We start from the raw sequence: 21,855 nt of genomic DNA on the forward strand, positions 1-21,855 counted from the left end.
GTCGAGGAAAAAGGTTATGACCAAAAAACAAATGATCGCCCTGTTTATCGCCATGATCATCACCAGCGCCCTCGTTTCGGCCGCCACGGTTATGGGCGGTATTTGGTACCTAAATAAACACTCTCAAGAGTCATCTGACTCTGTTTCACTGTTAGAAGGTTCTCCATTGTCATTTTTGGTCGCAGACGAACCAACGGAGAAAGGACCAAGCTTCCATCCTTTAGACCGAGTCGTTTTGACCATTAAAGGTAAAAAGCAGACGCACTTTGTCATGCTAGAGCTGGCCGTTGAAACACGCCGTCCAGAGCGCATTAAAGACATCGACAACTACATGCCGATCGTACAAAACTCGCTGTTAAAACTGTTTAGTGACAAAACATTCGACGAATTGCAGCAAGACGGTTCTATCGAGATTCTGCAAAACGAAGTGAAACAAACGTTACTGAAAGCCTTCGATAAAACAGACATCGTGCGTGACATCGATGATGTTATTTTGACTAAATACGTTGTGCAGTAGCGGAGCACAACCATGTTAGACATGAACCCACAAGATACTTACACCACGGAAGAGGAAGTGACGGCACCGTCGCGACCAATTGATGAAAATGCCCTGCTGCAGCGTCATCAAATTATGGTAAAACGCGTCGTTAACCAACTTCGCGTCCATGCCACTTCCCATTGTAGTATTGAAGACATGCAGCAAATTGGCCTCATCGCTCTCGTCGAATCTGGGCGCCGATACGGCGACGTTGACGACCCGCACTTTCCCGCTTTTGCCGTGTGCCGCGTGAGAGGAGCCATTTTGGATGAATTACGCCGACTAGACTGGCGTTCTCGTAAAACACGCCAAGAAGCTCATGAGCTCAATGACGTCACCCGTGATCTCACCCGCTCTTTAGGGCGAGTGCCAACGGATTCCGAAATCGTCCAAGCCTTAGGCACTAACGAGCAAGATTATTATGCCCGCCAAAATGCTGCGCTTGCGGGGGAAATGCAAAGCCTTGATCAACTGATGGAAAGCAGTGGTGATAGCCATATCGGCGGACAATATGATGGCATGGAACATGAACATATTCGCCGCAGTTTAGACAGTGCTATCGGCAAGTTGCCCAAGCGTGATCAACTGTTACTCACTCTGTTCTATCAGCACGAACTCAACTTACACGAGATAGCCCTCGTCTTGGATCTGACGCCTCCTCGAATTTGTCAGCTTCATAAACAAGCGCTGAAACAACTCAACCAATTAATGTCCTCTTAGGAGTCATAAGATGCAAAAGTTTTTTGGAGTCCTCACTATTCTAGTGTGTGTCTTCGGTGGATACATGTGGGCTGGCGGTAATCTAGGCGCTATCTGGCAACCAGCCGAATTCCTTATCATTATTGGCGCAGCAGCTGGTTCATTGATCATCGGTAACCCGCCGCATGTACTCAAGGAAATGCGCCGACAGGTGCCTGCCACGATCAAAGGCCCTAAAGATGAGTATGAGTACTATATGGAATTAATGTCTCTGCTCAACAATTTACTTGAAACAGCACGCAACCGCGGTTACAAATTTCTCGATTCTCATATCGAGTCGCCAGACCAAAGCTCAATTTTTCTCGCATACCCGACAGTTTCTCAGGATCATCGGGTAATTTCTTTCATCACTGACAATTTACGTTTAATGGCAATGGGACAAATGTCGCCTCATGAATTAGAGGGACTGCTAGAACAAGAAATCGAAGCGATACAGAACGAAATGCTTTTACCTTCACGCTCACTACAGCGTACAGCAGAAGCACTGCCTGGTTTCGGTATTCTAGCAGCGGTAGGTGGCATCATCATCACCATGCAAGCTATTGATGGCTCAATCGCCTTGATTGGTTATCACGTAGCGGCCGCCCTTGTTGGTACATTTATTGGTATTTTTGGTTGTTACTGTGGCTTAGACCCATTAAGTAACGCTATGGCTCAGCGAGTGAGACGTGATATGACCGCTTTTGAATGCATACGTGCAACCTTGGTTGCCTATGTCGCGAAAAAGCCAACATTGCTCGCCATCGACGCTGGCCGTAAACATATTCAGCTAGACATCAAACCAACTTTCAACCAAATGGAGAAGTGGTTAGCTGAACAGGAGGGATAATGCAAAAACAAGAGCATGTAGTGTTCAAACGTGCCAAAGCTCACAGCCATGATGAATCTCATGGCGGCGCGTGGAAAGTCGCGTTTGCTGACTTCATGATCGCCCTAATGGCGCTGTTTCTTGTGCTTTGGGTTATGCAAGTGGTAGATAAAGAAGAGCGTAAAGCAATTGTCGCCCATTTACATAGTTCGAGCGTGTTTGATAAGAGTTACGGCAATCCATTCGATACTTCACAAAGTATCTCTCCTATTGACTTGGCACAGGACTCTTCTGTGCCAAGCAAACATAACTCCAACCACGTTGTGAGCTCTTACTTTCGTGGTGATGGTGATGGCCCTGAAATTGACTCGCTTATCCCCGGTAGCTTCGACACCCAAGAGCAACTTGCTGCGCTAGCCAAAGTTATTGAAAAAATGGCAGCCCAAATCAATGCTCAAGGGAACGTGAATGTCACTGTAACGCCGCAAGGCTTACGCGTCGTTTTGCAAGATGATTACAAACAACATATGTTCAGTCGGGGTGGTCATAAACTCACGCCTTTTTTTGAAGACTTACTGCTCGCATTCGCGCCTGTTTTTCAGCGTGTTAATAACCCACTGATCATCAGCGGACACACCGATGCCATTCCCTTTAAAAAGCGTTTTGGCCGTCAATCAAACTGGGCGTTGTCGGCTTCTCGCGCTGATGTAGCACGAAACACGCTGGTTGAAGGTGGTATGCCAGATGAGCGAGTCATGCAAGTCACTGGCATGTCTGATCGCGCCCTGCTCAACCCTGATGAGCCAGAATCAAGTGAAAACCGTCGTATCGAGCTGTTTGTTTTAACCACACCTGCGGCTAAAGTCCTTGAAACTCTTTTTGGTAACCACGAAGAAAGTGAATTAGAAAAGGCGAAGCAGCAGGCCGAATTTAACCAACCAGTCATCCGACAAGAAGTCATTCGCTACTCCGAAGATGCCACCGCCAAAGAAGCAACAATCCAAGAACTATAATCAAGAAAGGTTACCTTGCTTTGTAGGTGACCTTTTCTAACCGATAACTTCTGTTACTGTGACTTTTTAGTTGAGTTCTATATGCACATAACAACGCCTAAAAACAAAAAACGCGATCTGTTGAAGAAGGCCTTTCTATGGTTAATTGTCTTCGACTACCTCTTGCTTACGCTTTTTCTAACTCAACTGTCTAGTTTAACGCTTAACAGCGGCACCATGATAAGCCTACTGCTCGTTGTTTATAATATCTTGCTCGTTTCACTGTGCTTTCAGAGAACGGAGAAGCAGGATTCTTACATCATCTATCCTATTTTATCCGCCACTTTGCTTGCGTTTATCTGCTTTCTCTATTTCTTTTTTCTAATTTAAATAACAGCTTCCACCATTGATTTTATCTTTATTGCTTTGGCAACCTGATCGTTTTGATGAGTCTGACTTCACCCACTCGTCGCTTTCATCAATCGCACTGGCTCATCTTTTTTATTAGCAAAAAACAGAGAGGGACAGATTGATATTCTCACCGCCACACTCCATCTTTTTCGTACACTTCGCTATCTTATCTCTACGCGAGTACATACTCACTGACCATTCGATTAAATGTAATAAGGTCAAACGATCCTCTAATCTCAAAACGAACTCGCCCCACCTCGCTCATAAAAAATTCGATTTCACAATCTAAATCGAACGTTCCGGAAGTCTCAATAGAAAAGGCATTGATTTTGCTGTAGGGAAGAGAGGTATAATCTACTTTTGAGCCAGTAATGCCTTGCACATTAGCAGCAATGACACGCTTGTTGGTGAATATCAATTGGTCACGAACAGTTTTAAACCCTGCAAACACTGACTCACCATCAATCAGAAACTTATGAAAATCTTCCCTAACCTTTGAGATCTCTATCGGTTTAAGCTTAAACACAGATGAATTTTCGAAGTCGATCATAGTCATTCCTTTTATTTTATAATGAACAAACTCAACGTAGCAGATACTTAGACCATTGCCTATCGGTAGAACACCCGCTTTTCATCATCAAGTAAAAGGAAGCTCTCAATAAAACCACTCACTTCCAACCTTGTCGCCATTGTGTCGGATCTTTGAGCTCTTGCCAGTCCATCTCCTGCTCTCGCCTACTCATTATCGCTTCGATCACACACCTTACCACGTAGCCCTCTTCATCAAGCTCCATTTCCGTGACCACAAAATGCTTCTCTTTATGCCTAGGAGAAGTCGCAGTCCATTTGCTGTTTAATAATTTTTTGGGGTGAATTCTGTTCATGTTGCAACACCGATTTTTATGACCTTTTTGATGTATACGGTTGGATACAAACAGAGAGTCACATTTTTCTTATTTTTGAACTTTCCCACAACAGAAATCACAGCAAAAGAGATACGTCCCATTTGCTGCTTTACCGACCAAAACAATCACAACAACTCCAACTAATACTGGCGTCGCCACCACCGATAGGGCTGAGATGGTAATAGTCATCTTCTCCTGCTGCCTTTATGCTCAGTTTATACAGGGTATGTCGTAAATAGAAATACCTAGTGTCGTATTTCCCACTCGCAGACAAACGTTTAGCACTCTATTATCCTCGCATTCAATAGAGAGGTTTCCATGTCCCGTTTTTTACTTTGTAGTTTTGCTCTTGTTTTACTCTACCCTACTGCCATTGATTTATATCTTGTTGGTTTACCTCAAATTGCGGCAGATCTTAATGCAAGTGAATCGCAATTGCATATCGCGTTTTCAATCTATTTGGCAGGCATGGCAACCACGATGTTGTTTGCGGGAAAAATTGCCGACTCCGTTGGCCGAAAACCTGTGGCAGTCGTTGGTGCTGTGATTTTTGTTTTGGCCTCTTTGCTTGGAGGGATGGCAGAACAACCCAATACTTTTTTAATCGCGCGTTTCATCCAAGGGATTGGCGCGGGTTCTTGTTACGTTGTCGCTTTCGCAATTTTACGCGACACATTGGATGACCAGCGCCGTGCAAAAGTGTTGTCGATGCTAAATGGTATCACCTGCATCATTCCTGTGATTGCACCTGTGGTTGGGCACTTGATCATGCTGAAATTTCCTTGGCCGAGCCTGTTTACTACCATGGCAGGAATGGGCATCCTCGTGAGTTTGCTTTCAATTTTTGTCCTAAAAGAATCTTTACAGGTTCAGGTTTCAGAAGAGAATACGGTCTCGGAGAACCATCAAGAGATCTTCTTCGAGCGCTTCTTTATGAGCCGACTCGTTATTACCGCAATTGGGGTGACAACCATTCTTACCTTTGTGAACACGTCACCTATCTTAATAATGAATATGCTTGGTTTTGATCGCGGCGGCTACTCCTCTGTAATGGCAGGCACGGCAACCATTAGTATGCTCATTTCGTTCTCGGCACCCTTGGCGCTCTCCATGTTTAAACAACAAACATTGATGGTCACGTCCCAAATACTGCTTGCTTGCGCTGCTATCGTGCTTAGCGTTGCACATTTCTACAATGGCCCATCAATTTACTATTTAATTGGACTTGGGTTGATTTGCGCGGGCTTTGCGACTGGCTTTGGCGTGGTCATGAGTCAAGCGCTCAGCCCATTCTCTCAACAAGCAGGCATGGCAAGTTCATTGCTCGGTATTGCTCAAGTTTGTAGCTCGGCCTTCTATATTTGGTTTATGGGATTCATTGGCGTTAGTGCTCTGAATATGTTGGTATTTATTTTGGTGTTAGGTAGCGTAATCAGCCTTGCTCTAATACTATTGATTCCAAATCCAGTTCACGAAAGCCATTATGAAGAAGTCACTAGCGCGTCTTGATTTAAACCTACTGTTTACTCTACAACTGCTACTGCAAGAGCAAAGTGTCTCAAAAACGTCAAGAAAGCTAAATGTGACGCCCTCCACGGTGAGTAAGTCGTTAAATAAACTGCGCCATTGGTTCGACGATCCTTTGTTTATCAAAACCCCCAAAGGACTCGCGCCAACGCCTTTGGCGCAGAGTATGGAGCAAGATCTTGCAGAATGGCTACAAATTGGCAGTCAAATCGCGGAGAAGCGCAGCGACATCATTCCCAAAGGTGTCCGTTTTGATCTGACAATTGAGTCACCTTTGGTTCTCACCGTATTGGATAGGCTCATTGTGGCCATCCACCAGCGGTATCCTGAAGCGAAAATAAAAACTAGCAATTGGGACTACGATTCCCTCGACGCTATTATTCGTGGCGAGGCAGATATTGGCTTTACAGGAAGAGAAAGCCACCCTCGCTCGAAGGAGTCTTTGGGGCTGCTGCCGTACTTCTTGGATTTCGAGATTCTGTTTTACGATCTGCCCATGGTGTACTTACATAAAGATCACCCAGCCTTGCAGCAAGCGTGGACTCTCGACACATTTTTAAGTTATCAGCACATCAATATTGTGTGGGAGAAAAGTGAGACTTGGGCATTAGATGAAGTATTGACTGAACAAGGTTTACAACGCTGTATCGGCCTGACCATGTCCAACTTTGAGCAGTCACTCTTCATGGCAGCGCAACCGACTCACAACATGATCACCACCGCCCCCCACTATTGCAAAAGCTATACGGAGAAGTTGCATCTTGATTTGGTTTGTTTACCCATTCCGCTGGATAAACCTCAGCAGGATAAGTTACTGATTCCATTTACGATGATCTGGCATAAGCGCAATGCGTACAATCCCAAATTGTTGTGGCTAAAAAACACCATCAAATCTTTGTACGAGACACCATGCCAGCCACTGTAACTCTCTGGCTAATACCTCGTTTTCTCACACTATTTCAAGTTATTAGTAAATTTGATGGTTCTCATTCATCACTTTATTAATAAATAAAAAGGTCGTTTGACGCTACAGTGATCCCATACTTCTGTGGCTGTCGACCTTTTTACCAGTGCCATCATTGTTGATGGCATCGCTTTGGTTCTTTATCTCGGTCCAAAAAAACGAGCAAAGAATCAGCAAGCCGATAAAAAGCAATAACTTTCCTCTCAAATATCCATTCATCACCTATGCTTTTTAAACGAGCAAAACTCAGAGCAATGCTCTGATTATTAATTTAAAAAATTCATCGACTTATAATGATAAGCCTGAGCACACTTTGACCTATGACCGACAAAATAAAATTCGCTATAAAAGTATCGCTTAGCCTCACTCTGGCTTATCTGATCCCTTTTTCCATGGGTTGGCCGCAAGCATCGACGGCCGCAACCACAGTAATGCTGATAGCATCCACTGGCAGTCGTCGTGAATCGCTCGCCAAAGGGACCTTGCGTGTGTGCGGTACGTTGGTTGGCGCAGTCGTTGGCTTGTTACTGGTGGGGTTGTTTGCTCAAGACCGCTTGCTATACATGCTGAGCGTGTCGGTTGTGGTTTCTTTCATTTTTTATTTCCGTAATACCTATCAAAAAGATCCAACGCTACTCATGTTGACGGGCGTCATGACTCTGATGATGTCCAATGGCGGTGATGCAGAAGGCGCGTTTCTCTATGGCGTTGACCGCGCTTACATGACGGTGTTTGGGGTGGTGGTTTACACGCTCGTGGGGACGTTCTTATTCCCGACTAAAACAGAACAAAACCTAAGACAGCTCATCGAACAACTCAACCAAGCACAACGCGCGTTGTTCACAGCTATCTTGCAAAATTTCGAGCAAAAATCATCACCTCAAGAGAGCACGGAAGAGAATCCAGAAGAAAGTGCAACGCAACTCAGTGTGGACGACCTTATTGAGCAGATGTTTGCCGCCCAAAATGCGCTCGAACATCGTTTTGCCACGGTCAGTGTGGAATGCAGCGATGTATCAGCCTACATCAAAGAGTGGCGCTTGGCGGTTCATTTGAACAAGCAGGTAACACAACAATTGACTGTCGCGGCGCACAGCCACTTTAGCCACCAGCAAGACCGCGAAAGCATCAGCAACTTTGATCAAGCCGTTGCGGAAATTGACGCGCTATTTGATACCTGCCAACAAGTCTGGGACGAAAAAGAGCCCGCTTTTCGTGCTCAAAAGTTCAAAGTCGAATACAACCAAACATTGCTTGAAGAGGCACCACATCTCGCTAAAGGTTCTGCGCTTACTTTGGGATATCTCTTGGGACTATTGAATCAAAATTTGTCGCGTTTGGCAGAGAGTATTAGTTGCATAGATTCCGTGACGAACAATGTCTCCTTTGACGTGCCGCTTCCGAAACCGAAAAGTCAGTTTCTGTGGTGGGATGCAGAAAACTTTAAAACCGCGGTCAAAACCTTTGTCACCTATTGGATCGCTGGATTGATTTGGATTTATTTCAATCCGCCGGGTGGCTATTCATTTGTGGTCTTCTCGACCATGTTTATGTCTCTGCTGTCGTTCGTGCCTGTGCATCCCATTTTACTGCTTGTGCTGTTCACGTTTGGCTTCTTATTCGCCGTTCCTTCTTACGTGTTCATTCTCCCGCAGTTGGATCTCGGGTTAGAACTTGGCCTGTTCATCTTCATCTACACCTTTGTCGGCTTTTATTTGTTTAAGGGGCCAGTGACGATTTTCTATATGGTGGGCTTGTTTGTTCTCGGTTTGGGCAACAACATGCTCTATCACTTCGAAATTCTAATGACGATCATGCTGCTGTTCTACATGGTGGTCTTCATGATCATTTTCGCGCACTACTTCCCATTTAGCTCACGACCAGAACACCTCTTTTTAACCATCAAAGAACGCTACTTTCGGCATATTCGAGAGCTGTTTGCCACCTATCAGCAGCAATCTAGTCCGGTTCTCACATCAATCAAACGTGCCTTGCACTTGGTGACGCTCAACGTCTCATCGAAAAAGCTCAAAGTGTGGGGTTCAAAAATCAATCACAAACACTTTGACAAAACCACGCCAGAAGCCATTAGCGCTTTCAGTAAAGCGTGTGATGTGCTGAGCAATCACATCAACATCTTAATGGCGGCAGAGAAAAAGTTGCTGTCCAATCCGCTGATTACTCAGCTTCGCCAGCAACACCACGATGCCATCATTCCTTTGATGGCGGGCGCTTTGACCAGTCATCAAGCAACACAAGCGCTCGACTCCGTATTCGATCAATACAGTCAGGATTACCAATCATTCGAAGATAAACTGGAAAGTTTTTTTAGTGACTTGGATTTATCTGACTACGCTTATTCAGAGATAGCCGGTTTTTATATCTTGCTGAATTTAAAACGGAACGTGTTCGAAGCGATCAAGCATTGCAAACAAACTTATGAGGATATCGACTGGGTGAACTTACAACAGAAGCGGTTTTAAAGCTGAGGATATGATGCTTCCAAAACTAACGAAACCAAGCCTTGTCATATTTTCTCTACTCGGGTTCACTACTGCGTGTACCACTGTGGGGCCAGATTATGCCCATCCACAGCCAGCGCCATTGCCAAGTGATTGGTCGGTGCAAAAATCAGCCAAAAACACACAACAATCCGAGCAACAATTACAACAGTGGTGGCAACAATTTAACGACGCGACGCTGAATCAATTGGTTGAGTTGGCGAGCAAGCAAAATCTGGATTTAGAAGCCGCTGGGCTGCGTATTGTCCAAGCGCGTTCATTGCTTGGCATTTCGACGAACTTGCAATACCCGCAGGTTCAAACCGTGTCAGGAAATCTAGCGCGTGCCTACGTAAATGATCAAGGCGTGAACAACGCCGCTTTATCGTTTGATGCCGCGTGGGAAATGGATGTTTGGGGCAAGTACGCTCGTGGTATTGAGTCGGCAGAAGCGGGGTATTACGCATCCATCGCGTCGTATCACGACATCATGGTCACCATCACCGCTGAAGTGGCGCGTAACTACATCAACTATCGCACGTTCCAAGAGCGCATTTTGCTGTCTCGTCGCAACATCGAAATTCAAGCGCGTGTCGTCCGCATTACACAGGTGCAGTTTGATTCCGGTAACGTGACGGAACTGGACGTCCAACAAGCGAAAAACCAGCTCTACACCACCAAAGCGGCATTACCGAGTCTTGAAATCGCGATGAAACAATCACGTACCGCGTTGGCGTTGTTACTAGGTGTATTACCGGAAGAAGTAGACGAGCAGCTGCAATCAGATGGAATGCACAAGCAAATTGCCGAGTACGAAGCACAGTTCAAATCGACAGGTAGAAAATCGGCGCTATCGGGCAGCGACGAGCGCTCTATTGTGCCGCGCCCACCACCGTTAGATGCCCAAGTGGATGCGAACTTAGTCATGCGCCGCCCGGATTTACAAGTCTCTGAAATGCAAGCTCGCGCGCAGAGTGCACAGATTGGCGTCGCAGAAACCGCGCTATACCCAAGCTTTTCATTGTTCGGTTCCATCGGTATCGACAGTACGGTTCCCGACGGCAACAGTTTCAGTTTTAGCAATTCACTCACCATGGTGGTTGGTCCAACATTCAGTTGGAATATTTTCCAATACGGACGCGTGAAAAATAACATTCGTTTCGAAGATGCTCGCTTTCAAGAAACGCTGACCAACTACAACAAAAAAGTGCTTCAAGCCGTTAATGAAGTCACTAATGCCATTGAAGCGTATGACCTGTATTTACAGCAAAAAGATTTACGTTTGCAATCAGTCAACGCTTCCATTCGTGCGTTCAACATCTCCATGACGCAATACGAAAACGGCCAAATCTCTTTCGAACGTCTGCTGAATTCCGTCGAGAAAATGACCCGCGCAGAAGACAGCTACGCAACGATCAAAGGGAACGTCGCGAACCAAGTTGTCGCACTCTACAAAGCCCTCGGTGGTGGCTGGCAAACCCAAACCGGTAAGCCATTCCTTAATGAAACCATCGCACAGCAAATGACAGAGCGTACTGATTGGGATGGTTATTTACATGAAGAAAACCGCGTATTGCCGCCTTTGCGTCTCGAAACACCGGCCGAGACCAGTGATAAGAAAAAAATGGAGGATCGCTAATGCCTCATGAACTCTCTTGGGGAGACATTTACTTTTCTCCGATGCTATTGGTGCTTTTTCTCGCCGTCACGGCAACGTGGATAACAGTAATGATATTAAACAAGACCCGTTTGTCTCGCTTCATCGCTTTCCCGTCTCTGACGTTTATTGCCATCATGGTCGGTTATGTGGTGGCCATTGACAGCTTTTATATTCAATTTTAGGTGCCAAACAAGATGAAGAAACTATTCGTAATCGCACTCAATCTTGTCATTCTTGGTGGCGCAGCTTGGCTCGGCTATCAAAAGTTTGAAGAGTATTTTAATAACCCATGGACACGCGATGGCCAAGTGCGCGCCAACGTTATCAAAGTGGCGCCTCGTGTATCAGGCCCAATTGTAAATGTCGCGGTGCAAGACAACCAAGCAGTGAAAACGGGCGATTTACTGTTTGAAATCGACCCAGCCACTTACCAAATTGCTTTGTCTCAAGCCGAAGTAGCACTAGAACGCGCCATTGTTAGCTCTCGCGGTAAAAAAATCGAATATGATCGCTTAAAAGACATTCGAGCCAAAGACCGCGGCGCCGTTTCTCACAAGGATCTGATTCGTCGTGAAATCGCTTACGAAGAATCACTGCTGCAAATCAAATCCGCAGAAGAGCAATTGAAGTCAGCGCGCCTCAATCTCAGCTTCACCAACGTCTACGCAGCCGTCGATGGTTTTGTTTCTAACCTTGACATTCGAAACGGTACACAAGCGGTGGCGAACCAACCGCTACTCGCGCTGATCGACAAAAACAGTTTCTGGGTATTTGGTTTCTTCCGTGAAAACCAATTAGCGCACATTGAATCAGGTAGCCAAGCACGTGTGACGCTGATGTCTCACCCCGACACACCAATTAACGCAACGGTGGACTCTATCGGTTGGGGAATTGCGCCTAAAGACGGCACGGTTGGCTACAACCTTCTTCCCAACGTGAATCCTGTATTTCAATGGATTCGCTTAGCGCAGCGCATTCCAGTGCGAATTGCCATCCAAGCGCTTCCTGAAGGTGTCGAGCTTCGATTCGGGCTTTCTGCCTCCATCATGGTAATGAAAGATTCATCCGAAAAAAATGAATGACAACGAAGTGAGAAACAGCATGCGCATTGGTAAAAAACTCAAAAATATTAATCAAGAAAACAACTTCTTCTATCTCACTTTGTCGTTGGTCATTTTGTTGCTAGGGAGCGCCATGACACAAGTGGTTGGCGAAGGAACAATAGAACATCTCTTGCAAGCCTTTACGGTTCTTACCTTCATTGTCTGCTTTGTCAGCCTTCGATTAGATAAAGCCTGGTCTCATTTTCTCTACACCCTTTTCGTCATATGGGTGTTAGTTATTGGGATTAAGACCATGTTCAACATCAAAGAGATGAATGTGGTAATGCTTGCGCTCACTTTTGCCTTCTTCTTTGGCACCTTTAAATCCATTACAAGACAAATCCTCTTCACTGGCCACGTCAATAGCAACAAAGTGATTGGCTCGGTCGCGCTTTTCTTACTGCTAGGTTTGATGTGGGCGATTGCCTATCTCATTTTGTTGGAGTTTTCCCCAAATTCCTTCACAGGAATGGAAGCCATCTCTTGGGGGCAAAACTTCTCCAATGCCGCATATTTTAGTTTCGTCACCTTAACTACGCTTGGTTATGGTGATATCAGCCCTCTCACGCCTCTGGCTCAGGTTGTGGTGTATTTAGAAGCCATTACAGGTGTGTTTTATATGGCGATTGTTGTTTCAAGTCTCGTCAGTTCCAACATTGAACATCAGGTAAACAAAAATGGATAAACAATCGGAAAGAAATGAAAGTAAACTTTTCATTAGTAACATGCTGGAATCAGCCATACGTATTGGCTTGATCTTTGTTTTGCTGATGTTTACATACGACATCATCAAACCTTTCATCCTGCCAGTGATTTGGGGGGCAATTATAGCGGTCGCTTTAATGCCATTAACCCAAAAACTACAACGTGTTTATGGTGGTCGTAGGGGATTGGCAGCCACAACCATTGCACTACTTGGCATCGCTCTCTTGGTCACGCCATTGGTTATGGTGTCTGGCTCCATTGTGGATGGCGCAACACATGCTTTGAATGTACTGCAAAATGGCGAGGTGAACATCCCTACTCCAAAACCTTCGGTTGCGGATTGGCCCGTCATCGGAGATAAACTCTATGAGGCTTGGATGCTCTTTGCGACGAATCTTGAACAAGCAATCGACACCTTTATGCCGCAGATAAAAACCGCATTAACCTCGTTGCTAGAAACACTTGGCGGTGTATTGGGTAGCTTGTTTCTTTCGATTTTGTCGCTTGCGATTGCCGCAGGTTTTATGACGTACTCTGAACCGGCAGCGTCGGGCCTTAGAACCATCGCTATTCGTATCGCGGGTGACAATGCCAAAAGCTGGACCACGCTCATTGCGGCAACGATTAAAAGCGTACTGCTTGGTGTGGTTGGGGTTGCGGCGATTCAAGCACTATTGATCGGTGCTGGTTTCTTCGTATTTGGCGTGCCTGCAGCTGGTTTGCTCACTCTGATTCTGATGATCTTGTGTATCGCTCAGCTACCGGCGCTGCTTGCCGTACTACCAGTGATTGGCTTCATGTACATGACTCAAGACACAAGCACGGCAACTATGTTTACCGTTTGGGTCGTGGTGGCAGCACTTTCAGAGAACCTGTTCAAACCAATGTTCATGGGGCGTGGGGTAGACGTGCCGATGCCTGTTATCCTGCTTGGTGCTATTGGTGGTATGCTATTCTATGGCATTGTGGGTTTATTTCTGGGGGCGGTGATCCTTGCGATTTGGTATGAGTTGTTCGTTTGGTGGTTGAGCATCGAGAAAGCGCAACAGAGAGAAGAAATGGCAGTACAACAAGACGCTTCTAACGACCAATCGGAGCCTGGACATGGCGCAGGCATATAATAAATCAATAAGTTAGAAAGAAATCAAACCCATAACTTATGATGTCAACCCGCTTTATTGAAGCGGTTTGATTCTATTTGGATCACAGTTTCGCCGTAATAAATACGATAAAAATGACGTTGTTGTTAAATTTTCATACTTCTTACTCTGAGGAGTTGCAATCGGGCAGTTAACGATGCACTCTCGATGACCACTAATTTGCTTAGGATAAAAACAATGAAATTGATCAAGCCTTTAACTTGTGCGCTTGCTCTCGCAATGAGTGGCATGGCATTCGCAGATGTAACCGTGAGTGTTCCTGACGACGTTTCAGTATTAGCTGCTAATGGTGAAAAAGCCGAGCTTTCTGGTGGGTTCTTCGCCTCAGAAAGAATACTCACCTTACCAGATGGCGTTAACCAAATCGTATTTCGCTTTACGCCGTACTTTAACCAAGGTAATGACCGCCTAAGTGTCGAAAGTGATGCTATTGTCACAAGATTTGACGCTACCAATGCAGAATTAACCCTACAGCTTCCTAAATACCGCAACCTTCGCGATGCGGAAGAAAAGATCAAACAATTAGATTGGACACTGGTTGATGCCTCAGGTCAAACCATCGCTGTTAAGCAAGACAAACTCATTAAGCCCGGCATGCAAATCGGGCGCGACTACGTTCGTGAAGTCGAAGACTACAATAAAACGGGTGGCGTTGCTGCAATCGCGGTTGCTGGTGCTGTAGTCGCTCAACCAGTAACACTTCCAGCAAACAGTCTTGAAGAGATGAAGCACACTCAAACTGATTCAACGGCAGAAGAGATGTTGCACTTCTGGTATCAAAAAGCGGATGCCGATACCAAAGCTCGCTTTAAAACGTACGTTAACCAACAATAATGATTATTGACTGACTCGATATTTAAAGCCACGTTATGTGGCTTTTTTGATCGCATCATGCCCAATCTAAACGCTACCAATAGCGCTCATAAATAATATTGCCCCCCGTTTTCGGGCGGTACTTCTCCAAACCAAACTCTTGTAAGACCGGCAAGGTATCTTTGATCATTTGTGGGTTCCCACACATCATGACAAAACTCCGTTGAGCAGAGAATGGGGCATCAGCCATATTGGACAGGACACCAGACTCGATCAATTCAGGAATCCGCCCTCGCAACTTACCATCTACCATTTCCCTACTGACTATTGGGATGTACTTCAGCCTCCCCTCGTATCGTTGTTGCAATTGTTCAATGAGGTATTTGTAGACCAAGTCTTTTTCATATCGAACCGCATGGACCAGCACAATCCGCTCGTTATGAGGAAGTAGATTTATGTCGTCAAGCAATGAGAGAAACGGTCCAATCCCGGTACCAGTGGATAATAACCAAAGATCATGAGTTTGCTTAGGTATTGAGTCATGAATTAAGTCCCCGTGTGCAGTTTCCCCTATATAGATGCTGTCACCGGAGTTAAGGTTTTGTAGTCTCGGAGAAAGTTGCCCTTGCAGATCGGATACGATCAGGAATTCCAGCCAATCAAATTGTTCACTAGGCGCATTCACGACCGAATAAGCGCGACTGATCGGCTTGCCTTCACTATTGAGTAAAGCAAGCTTTGTAAATTGGCCCGCTTTAAAGGAAAGTGGCGCCTCAGATACTCTCAGGCTGAACAGTTCTCCTGTCCAATCGATTCGTTTATCAACTTTCGCAAGATTGAAGCCTTTCACCTCTGTCATCAGGCACCTCCTTTGGCAGCTCTGAGTTAAACTTACGCTTTCAAATTGATTATGTAAAGTTTTTAGTTTACATACAAACTCACCATTCCATTTCACACTTTAAAAACAACTTTATTACATACCAAGTAATTACATTTAGAATAAATACCCAAAATGACAAGCCACTCCGCATTTGTGGCTAAGTGAATGAAAAGGAAAACAAGTATGGACACATTGCTAAAAGACTTTCCCGTCATAACAGAAATTAAAGTCGCTTGGGGCGAGATGGATGCATTACAACACGTCAACAACGTAGTCTACTTCCGCTACTTCGAGACGGCGCGTTTAGATTATTTCAATAACACCGACCTTCTGGTCGATCTACAAACGTCACAAATTGGGCCTGTTCTTAGCGAAACTCAATGCCGTTACAAACTTCCGGTTACCTATCCAGACACGTTGCTGGTTGGTTCTCGTGTCGTCGATATGCAAGAAGACCGAATTACCATGGAGTACCAAGCATTAAGTAAAAAGTGGGGCAAAATTGTTACCGTTGCGACGGCAACGGGCGTTATGTTCGATTTTAAAAACAATAAGAAGACAGCCATTCCTGAGCACGTACGCCAATCTATTCTTGAGCTGGAAAGTACCGTAGGCAGTACACACCATTTGGAGTAGCCTAATAGAGCCAAAAAAGACCACAGTGAGTTACACTCTCGATTACCATTCTCGAAGTAACTACCAAACCATCACCGATTCTAAGTACTATTATTAAAGCAATGAATTGTTTACGCGCCTCACCCCCATCAGAAGGGACTCGACACGAGTAAACATTCTCAAATGTGATAAGATAACCAAAAAGCATAGACAATAATTATTATATAAGTGAAGCATTTTTCTGCATTCTGGAGGCCGCAATGCATCTTGAACTAGGGGGATTGGGGGTTAATCTAGATGATCTAATACAGTCTCTTGATCATCTGGAAACTTACGTATTTATTAAAGATAGAAATTCGAGATATCTTTACGCCAACCACTTAGCTTTGCAGTTAATGGGGATTAAGAAGGAAGATTTCGGTAATGTACAAGATTCTGACTTTTTCCCGACAGAAGCCGTTGAGCTTTTGACAAGCGTCGATGCCAGAGTGATTGAAGGAGAAACCACCAGAGAAGAGATTTTCATTAAAGATGCCGATGGCACGCAAAGAATTTATTTAGAGATGAAGTCCCCAATTTATAGCTCTGAAAAACCCAACGAAGTGGTAGCAATCCTAGGAATATCCACAGATATCACCAAACAAAAAGAACTTGAGAAAAGAGCGCATCGCCAAGCTCGTATGGACGAATTAACTGAGCTTTTAAATAGACGAGGACTGATTGAAAGCATACAGCATGACTTAAAGAAAAAGATCAACGAAAATTCTTTTTCATCTTTGCTTTTTATTGATTTAAACGATTTTAAGCAAATAAATGACGACCATGGCCATACAACGGGCGATCATATCTTACGTGAAGTGGGCAACCGCATAAAAAATAGTGTGCGCACCACTGATCTCGTCTCTAGGTATGGTGGCGATGAATTTATCGTGTTCTTGGGGAGTGTTGGTGACAATAAACAAGAGGCAGAGCACTACACTTCTGAAGTAATTACAAGAATTGAGCATGCATTAAACGGTCAGGTATATACCGGAAATAAAAAGATTCGTATCGGCACATCGATAGGTAAATATATCATCGATGGACCAGAGTTTTCTCTCGACTCCGCGATATCCAAAGCAGACAAAAACATGTATGACGAAAAAAAGCATCAAAGTAAACTCAAAATGCACTAGCTATTTTTTCAACAAAATAATCAACACAATACAGTAAAGTTAATTAATAGATGTATGAAATTGCTGCTCAATGATGTTGACTAACCAATTAAATTTCGCACTATTGTGATTTTTTTGATGGTAATACACCGCTACTTTAGGGTTTTTAGATGGATGGGCATGGTTAATTTCTATACGCCTCATATCCATTTCAGGTGTCAGTTTATAAAAACGTGAAAACGGTAACATTAAGTTCGTTGTTTTAGCTGCATTGATTAAGGTTGAAGGCAGATCAGACTTTAGTACCACGTTTACTAACTTGTCATATTCATTAGCCACGACCTGCACCATAGGCTCTCTGTCATTCCAGTCTGCTGTAACAAGAATACCTACTTCATATTGAAGAAACTCTTCAATCTCAATGCGTTTCCCTTTAAACGGGTGATGCTTACTAATCACCAAAGAAAAGTTATCTTCTGCTATAACTTTGGATCTTAGCGAGGCATAAGCAAGTTCAACGTCATAATTGATCGCTAAATCAATATCGCCTTCATTTAATGATTTTAAAGACCCTTTCTTCCATGTTGACATATTAAGCTTAAGATTTGGTGCTTCGCGCTTCAATGCATGGAATAAAGAAACTGAAATCGCACTTTGTAAAAACGGAGACATAACCACATGAATCGTCTCATTCAATTCACTCGGATCAAATTGTTTAGTTGATTGCAGCTTCGACTCAAGCATATTCAATACGGGCTCAATCGCTGCATACAACTCTTCTGCATAAGGCGTCGGTTCTAACCCTTTTGCAGTTTTAACAAATAGTGGGTCATCAAAATAATGCCTAAGTCGGCTCAGTGACTTACTAATCGCAGGTCGCGTTACAAACAATTTTTCCGCAGCTAATCTCATGTTCCGCTCTTGATAAAGCACAAAGAATAACCTCAGAAGATTTAGGTCTAAATGATGGAAAAGACTTTTGCGCAAAATATAACCCCTAACCTTAATCTACATGTTGAATTTAGGTTAACACCGACATCACTTATGCTCACTATTTTTTAAGTCTAATCATGCTTAAAGTACTTACATCGAGGCGGTTCATTGAAACTGAACGGCTTAATGACTACTGAAATGAGAGATAAGCTGATGAGAAAAAGTTTACTAACTGTTGCAATTCTAGGGGGTAGTTTTGGCGTAAATGCAAACGACTACGCATCAATCGATACTTACGAAGGTAAAGATGCCTCAACATACACGGCGGTCAAGAATGCGGAAGTCGCTAAAACCCTTCCGTGGGGAGACACCTCCGCATTTGAGAGAACTCAACATGGGTTGATTGCTGAATTTGGCACTCACGAATCTGGTGAATTACGTCGTCGATTCAGCCACATGACTGACATATCAATATCCAATGTTCCAGATACTGTGAACCCGTCAATTTGGCGTCAAGGCATGCTAAATTACGCAGCAAATGGCTTATATCAAGTGACCGATGGCGTCTACCAGATTCGTGGGGCCGATTTGTCCAACATGACTATTTACCGTACAGATAACGGCTACCTAATCCATGATCCTTTGATCACCGAAGAAGCGGCATCAGCCGCCTGGGATTTTGCGAAACAGTACCTGCCAGCAATTAATGGCGAACATAAAATTACCGGCATTATCTACTCACACATGCATATTGATCATTTTGGTGGGTCACAAGGCATTATAGATTCTGGTGATCTCGTCGAAGGAGCGCCAATCTATGCGCCTAAAGATTTCCTCAAAGAACTGGCGGATGAAAATGTGATTGCCGGAACAGCCATGAGCCGTCGTGCAAATTATCAATATGGGATGACCCTAGGTAATGATGCAAAAGGCATCGTTGACAACGCTTTAGGTCTTGGGACATCACGCGGCAATGTCACACTGGTTGCGCCAACTGAAGAAATTCAGGAGCGCGAGAGAATGCTCAACATCGACGGTTTGGATCTATTAGCGATCAACATGCCAGGCGCAGAAGCTCCCGCAGAAATCGTCCTCTACGTTCCAGAGTATCGCTCGTTGAACACTGCAGAATTGACGTATGATGGCATGCACAATATCTATACTTTCCGTGGCGCAAAGGTTCGTGATTCTCTCGTCTGGACCAAGTATCTGACTGAACTTAAGATGCGCTTTGTGGACACTGGTCTGGTTGACAATATTCACGCAGCGCACTCAGCACCAGTGTGGAACAATCCAGAAACTAAGGAGAATGAGATTGGTCAATATATGCAACTACAAAGAGACAACTACGGTTTTATTCATAACCAATCGATGCGTTTAGCGAATCACGGTGTAACCATTCATGATGTTGGCCGTAAAATTGAAGAGATAGTTCCTCAATCACAAAAAGACACCTGGCACACCAATGGTTATCATGGTTCATACAGCCATAACGCTCGCGCCGTCGTTAACCTTTACTTGGGTTATCATGATATGAACCCAGTAAATACCAACCCGCTTCTAACAAAGGATAAATCGTGTACTTATGTTGAAGCCGCTGGTGAGAAAAAGCTCTACAACGCTGGCGTCGCACACTTTAACGCAGGCGAATATCAAGCCGCATCTCAACTACTAAATGACTTAGTACAATGCTCTCCAGATAATACCAATTATCGCCACGTGTTAGCAGACAGCTTTGAACAACAAGGCTATCAGTCAGAAACGATGGCGTGGCGTAACAGCTACCTGCAAGGTGCCGCTGATTTGAGAACCAACGTGATTCTGCCTTCATTGAAAGCGGCTTCTGCAGATGTCATCGCCAATACACCTACTGGCGTGTTGCTTGATTTCACCGCAGTTCGTTTAAATGCTGAAAAAGCTGAGCAAGCCGATCTTCGTTTCAACTTCTCCGTATCGCACCCAGATTTGAACGAGCATTACTACGGAGAGGTATCCAACGCCAATATGTCTAGTATTCAAGTAGAGGAAGTACCAAACGTTGATGTTAGTGTCATACTGGATAAGGTAGATCTCACCTCGATAGTATTAGGTGAAAACACATTAGAGCAGCTCGTCGAGCAAGGTAAAGTCACTTTAAAAGGTAATACTACGCTGCTCGATGATTTGAACGACTCTTTGGATAAGTTCGACGGCATGTTTGAGATATTACCAATGCCAACCAATTAACGTCGGTGATGCTCCTTAGAAAATCATTATAAGTTAGGGGCCAGAAACAACGGAGCTGGCCCTTTTACTTTTTAGTGATAAATGAAAAGCCGGAAAATATCATCAACACTCGCTTTGAAAGACAAAAACACACGTTATTTTAATTGCCACTTAAACAGGACGCACTGATGGGAAATAAAATATAAAGAAACATTCATGATATTCATGACCCAGAATTAAAGAGGGTCAAATTCATGGAAGTGTCGAACCTTATGCCAATATCAACACCAACAGCAAGGGGATTGAGACGATTGTTGTTGATAAAAAAAACAAAACGACCAATAAACACGCAGTCGAATTCAAAAAACTAAAAATACGCAATTTTACGCTCGCCAACAGATGGATTTTGGTTATACAATCTGTGGTGCTTCTTTTTGAGGCCTCTGTGAATACAGAGCATCATGATGCCGAGATGGTGAAATTGGTAGACACGCTAGCATGAGGTGCTAGTGCCTTTGGTGTGAGGGTTCGAGTCCCTCTCTCGGCACCATTATCCTTCTTCTCAAATTTTATTCGAGTGTAATGCAAAGTTCTAAGCAGGCAAGACAATCTACAGATGCTAACCAACTTCTGAGTGAGCTTGCAGTTCACGCTTTATTGCACCTGCATTTTAAAATTCACTCGTCACCACGCACGATCCCCTTAAAAGAACGTAACGATCTACTACAAAAGTGGCTTAAGCCTAAGCTGAAAAGTAATCGCTATAAACTGATAAAAAAACCATTAAAGTCGTTGACTCAACAGGCAAAAGGCGAGAATGGTAACCTTGAAGCCTTACTTGAACGCTGTGTTGATGCCGATAAACCAAGTAATCCTCAACCTGATTTAGATAGCTACCTGCTGTTGCTCAACGAAATCGAGAAAAAACTGGGTACAACGGTATTATTATCACGACCAGAAGATGTCGACTTATCGCACGATCAACTCGGCTGCTTACTATGCGTACTTTCCGAAAACTTAAATCAACATTTCGACGATAATAACGCCCTAACCACCCCGATTTCGATGCTTTTCCGTGGCCCAATGAGCCAACGAGCTTTATTCCTTGGCAGCATTTACGCCAGCGGCACGTTCAATTACGACGTGCAGTACCAAGATGAACAATTCGTACGAATCACACTGAATTTAGTGTCAACAAATAATTCGGTACATTAAAGTTCAT

23 protein-coding genes and 1 tRNA gene are annotated in these 21,855 nt (G+C 44.3%); 19 read left to right on the forward strand and 5 right to left on the reverse strand.

The window, feature by feature from the left end:
• Positions 1 to 16: 16 nt before the first annotated feature.
• The 5 genes from ATG66_RS05105 to ATG66_RS21010 all read left to right on the forward strand — a co-directional run bounded on the left by ATG66_RS05105 (position 17) and on the right by ATG66_RS21010 (position 3,487).
• Positions 17 to 517 (forward strand): flagellar basal body-associated FliL family protein, encoded by a 501-nt coding sequence (locus tag ATG66_RS05105; RefSeq protein ID WP_098414269.1) that lies wholly within the window; start codon positions 17 to 19, stop codon positions 515 to 517.
• A 12-nt stretch (positions 518 to 529) separates the two neighbouring features.
• Positions 530 to 1,258 (forward strand): FliA/WhiG family RNA polymerase sigma factor, encoded by a 729-nt coding sequence (locus tag ATG66_RS05110; RefSeq protein ID WP_098414270.1) that lies wholly within the window; start codon positions 530 to 532, stop codon positions 1,256 to 1,258.
• A 10-nt stretch (positions 1,259 to 1,268) separates the two neighbouring features.
• On the forward strand, positions 1,269 to 2,126 hold the full coding sequence (gene motA / locus ATG66_RS05115; RefSeq protein ID WP_098414271.1) for a flagellar motor stator protein MotA: 858 nt from the start codon (positions 1,269 to 1,271) through the stop codon (positions 2,124 to 2,126).
• Positions 2,126 to 3,118, forward strand: coding sequence for a flagellar motor protein MotB (locus tag ATG66_RS05120; protein WP_098414272.1), 993 nt, complete (start codon positions 2,126 to 2,128; stop codon positions 3,116 to 3,118). Before motA ends, ATG66_RS05120 begins: the two co-directional genes overlap by 1 nt.
• 81 nt (positions 3,119 to 3,199) lie before the next feature.
• On the forward strand, positions 3,200 to 3,487 hold the full coding sequence (locus ATG66_RS21010; protein WP_098414273.1) for a hypothetical protein: 288 nt from the start codon (positions 3,200 to 3,202) through the stop codon (positions 3,485 to 3,487).
• A gap of 193 nt (positions 3,488 to 3,680) precedes the next feature.
• Here ATG66_RS21010 and ATG66_RS05130 read toward each other — a convergent pair whose 3' ends face one another.
• From ATG66_RS05130 to ATG66_RS20810, 3 genes are all read right to left on the reverse strand, one after another.
• Entirely contained in the window at positions 3,681 to 4,058 is a 378-nt protein-coding gene (locus ATG66_RS05130; protein ID WP_098414274.1) for a PH domain-containing protein, read from the reverse strand.
• Positions 4,059 to 4,176: 118 nt separating this feature from the next.
• Positions 4,177 to 4,392, reverse strand: a complete 216-nt coding sequence (locus ATG66_RS05135; RefSeq protein WP_098414275.1) for a TIGR02450 family Trp-rich protein — start codon at positions 4,390 to 4,392, stop codon at positions 4,177 to 4,179.
• Between the two features lie 69 nt (positions 4,393 to 4,461).
• The gene (locus ATG66_RS20810) at positions 4,462 to 4,602 is read right to left on the reverse strand and encodes a hypothetical protein (protein ID WP_179885593.1); all 141 of its coding nucleotides are present in this window, start codon (positions 4,600 to 4,602) and stop codon (positions 4,462 to 4,464) included.
• A gap of 129 nt (positions 4,603 to 4,731) precedes the next feature.
• Here ATG66_RS20810 and ATG66_RS05140 point away from each other — a divergent pair, with 129 nt between their 5' ends.
• The 9 genes from ATG66_RS05140 to ATG66_RS05180 all read left to right on the forward strand — a co-directional run bounded on the left by ATG66_RS05140 (position 4,732) and on the right by ATG66_RS05180 (position 14,867).
• Entirely contained in the window at positions 4,732 to 5,922 is a 1,191-nt protein-coding gene (locus tag ATG66_RS05140; protein ID WP_098414276.1) for an MFS transporter, read from the forward strand.
• Positions 5,897 to 6,865, forward strand: a complete 969-nt coding sequence (gene yidZ / locus ATG66_RS05145) for an HTH-type transcriptional regulator YidZ (protein WP_098414277.1) — start codon at positions 5,897 to 5,899, stop codon at positions 6,863 to 6,865. Before ATG66_RS05140 ends, yidZ begins: the two co-directional genes overlap by 26 nt.
• A gap of 359 nt (positions 6,866 to 7,224) precedes the next feature.
• Entirely contained in the window at positions 7,225 to 9,387 is a 2,163-nt protein-coding gene (locus tag ATG66_RS05150; protein ID WP_098414278.1) for an FUSC family protein, read from the forward strand.
• A 10-nt stretch (positions 9,388 to 9,397) separates the two neighbouring features.
• The gene (locus tag ATG66_RS05155) at positions 9,398 to 11,044 is read left to right on the forward strand and encodes a TolC family protein (RefSeq protein ID WP_098414279.1); all 1,647 of its coding nucleotides are present in this window, start codon (positions 9,398 to 9,400) and stop codon (positions 11,042 to 11,044) included.
• Positions 11,044 to 11,247, forward strand: a complete 204-nt coding sequence (locus tag ATG66_RS05160; protein WP_098414280.1) for a DUF1656 domain-containing protein — start codon at positions 11,044 to 11,046, stop codon at positions 11,245 to 11,247. The genes ATG66_RS05155 and ATG66_RS05160 overlap by 1 nt, the downstream gene beginning before the upstream one ends.
• Positions 11,248 to 11,259: 12 nt before the next feature.
• The gene (locus ATG66_RS05165) at positions 11,260 to 12,147 is read left to right on the forward strand and encodes an HlyD family secretion protein (RefSeq protein ID WP_098414281.1); all 888 of its coding nucleotides are present in this window, start codon (positions 11,260 to 11,262) and stop codon (positions 12,145 to 12,147) included.
• Positions 12,148 to 12,166: 19 nt separating this feature from the next.
• On the forward strand, positions 12,167 to 12,853 hold the full coding sequence (locus ATG66_RS05170) for a potassium channel family protein (protein WP_179885594.1): 687 nt from the start codon (positions 12,167 to 12,169) through the stop codon (positions 12,851 to 12,853).
• Complete coding sequence (locus ATG66_RS05175) at positions 12,846 to 13,994, forward strand: AI-2E family transporter (protein ID WP_098414282.1); 1,149 nt, start codon at positions 12,846 to 12,848, stop codon at positions 13,992 to 13,994. The genes ATG66_RS05170 and ATG66_RS05175 overlap by 8 nt, the downstream gene beginning before the upstream one ends.
• A 216-nt stretch (positions 13,995 to 14,210) precedes the next feature.
• Positions 14,211 to 14,867 carry a DUF2057 domain-containing protein gene (locus ATG66_RS05180; protein ID WP_098414283.1) on the forward strand — a complete coding sequence of 219 codons (657 nt, stop codon included), beginning with the start codon at positions 14,211 to 14,213 and terminating at the stop codon, positions 14,865 to 14,867.
• A 73-nt stretch (positions 14,868 to 14,940) separates the two neighbouring features.
• Here the strand turns inward: ATG66_RS05180 and ATG66_RS05185 are convergent, their stop codons facing one another.
• Entirely contained in the window at positions 14,941 to 15,705 is a 765-nt protein-coding gene (locus ATG66_RS05185; protein ID WP_098414284.1) for a ferredoxin--NADP reductase, read from the reverse strand.
• Between the two features lie 204 nt (positions 15,706 to 15,909).
• Between ATG66_RS05185 and ATG66_RS05190 the strand changes: the two genes are divergently transcribed.
• Together ATG66_RS05190 and ATG66_RS05195 are read left to right on the forward strand one after the other, a co-directional pair.
• On the forward strand, positions 15,910 to 16,362 hold the full coding sequence (locus ATG66_RS05190) for an acyl-CoA thioesterase (protein ID WP_098414285.1): 453 nt from the start codon (positions 15,910 to 15,912) through the stop codon (positions 16,360 to 16,362).
• A gap of 239 nt (positions 16,363 to 16,601) precedes the next feature.
• A complete protein-coding gene (locus ATG66_RS05195; RefSeq protein WP_098414286.1) occupies positions 16,602 to 17,516 on the forward strand; it encodes a GGDEF domain-containing protein in 915 nt (304 codons plus the stop codon).
• Between the two features lie 39 nt (positions 17,517 to 17,555).
• Here ATG66_RS05195 and ATG66_RS05200 read toward each other — a convergent pair whose 3' ends face one another.
• Positions 17,556 to 18,482 (reverse strand): LysR family transcriptional regulator, encoded by a 927-nt coding sequence (locus ATG66_RS05200; RefSeq protein WP_257145718.1) that lies wholly within the window; start codon positions 18,480 to 18,482, stop codon positions 17,556 to 17,558.
• A 159-nt stretch (positions 18,483 to 18,641) separates the two neighbouring features.
• Between ATG66_RS05200 and ATG66_RS05205 the strand changes: the two genes are divergently transcribed.
• The 3 genes from ATG66_RS05205 to ATG66_RS05220 all read left to right on the forward strand — a co-directional run bounded on the left by ATG66_RS05205 (position 18,642) and on the right by ATG66_RS05220 (position 21,848).
• Positions 18,642 to 20,654: an alkyl/aryl-sulfatase gene (locus ATG66_RS05205; protein WP_373560819.1), complete on the forward strand. Its 2,013-nt coding sequence runs from the start codon at positions 18,642 to 18,644 to the stop codon at positions 20,652 to 20,654.
• 445 nt (positions 20,655 to 21,099) lie between these two features.
• Positions 21,100 to 21,183: transfer RNA gene (locus tag ATG66_RS05215), tRNA-Leu, on the forward strand.
• Between the two features lie 32 nt (positions 21,184 to 21,215).
• Positions 21,216 to 21,848 (forward strand): DUF2913 family protein, encoded by a 633-nt coding sequence (locus ATG66_RS05220; RefSeq protein ID WP_098414289.1) that lies wholly within the window; start codon positions 21,216 to 21,218, stop codon positions 21,846 to 21,848.
• The last annotated feature ends 7 nt before the right edge of the window (positions 21,849 to 21,855 follow it).

Source organism: Vibrio sp. ES.051 (genome assembly GCF_002563795.1).
GTDB lineage: Bacteria > Pseudomonadota > Gammaproteobacteria > Enterobacterales > Vibrionaceae > Vibrio.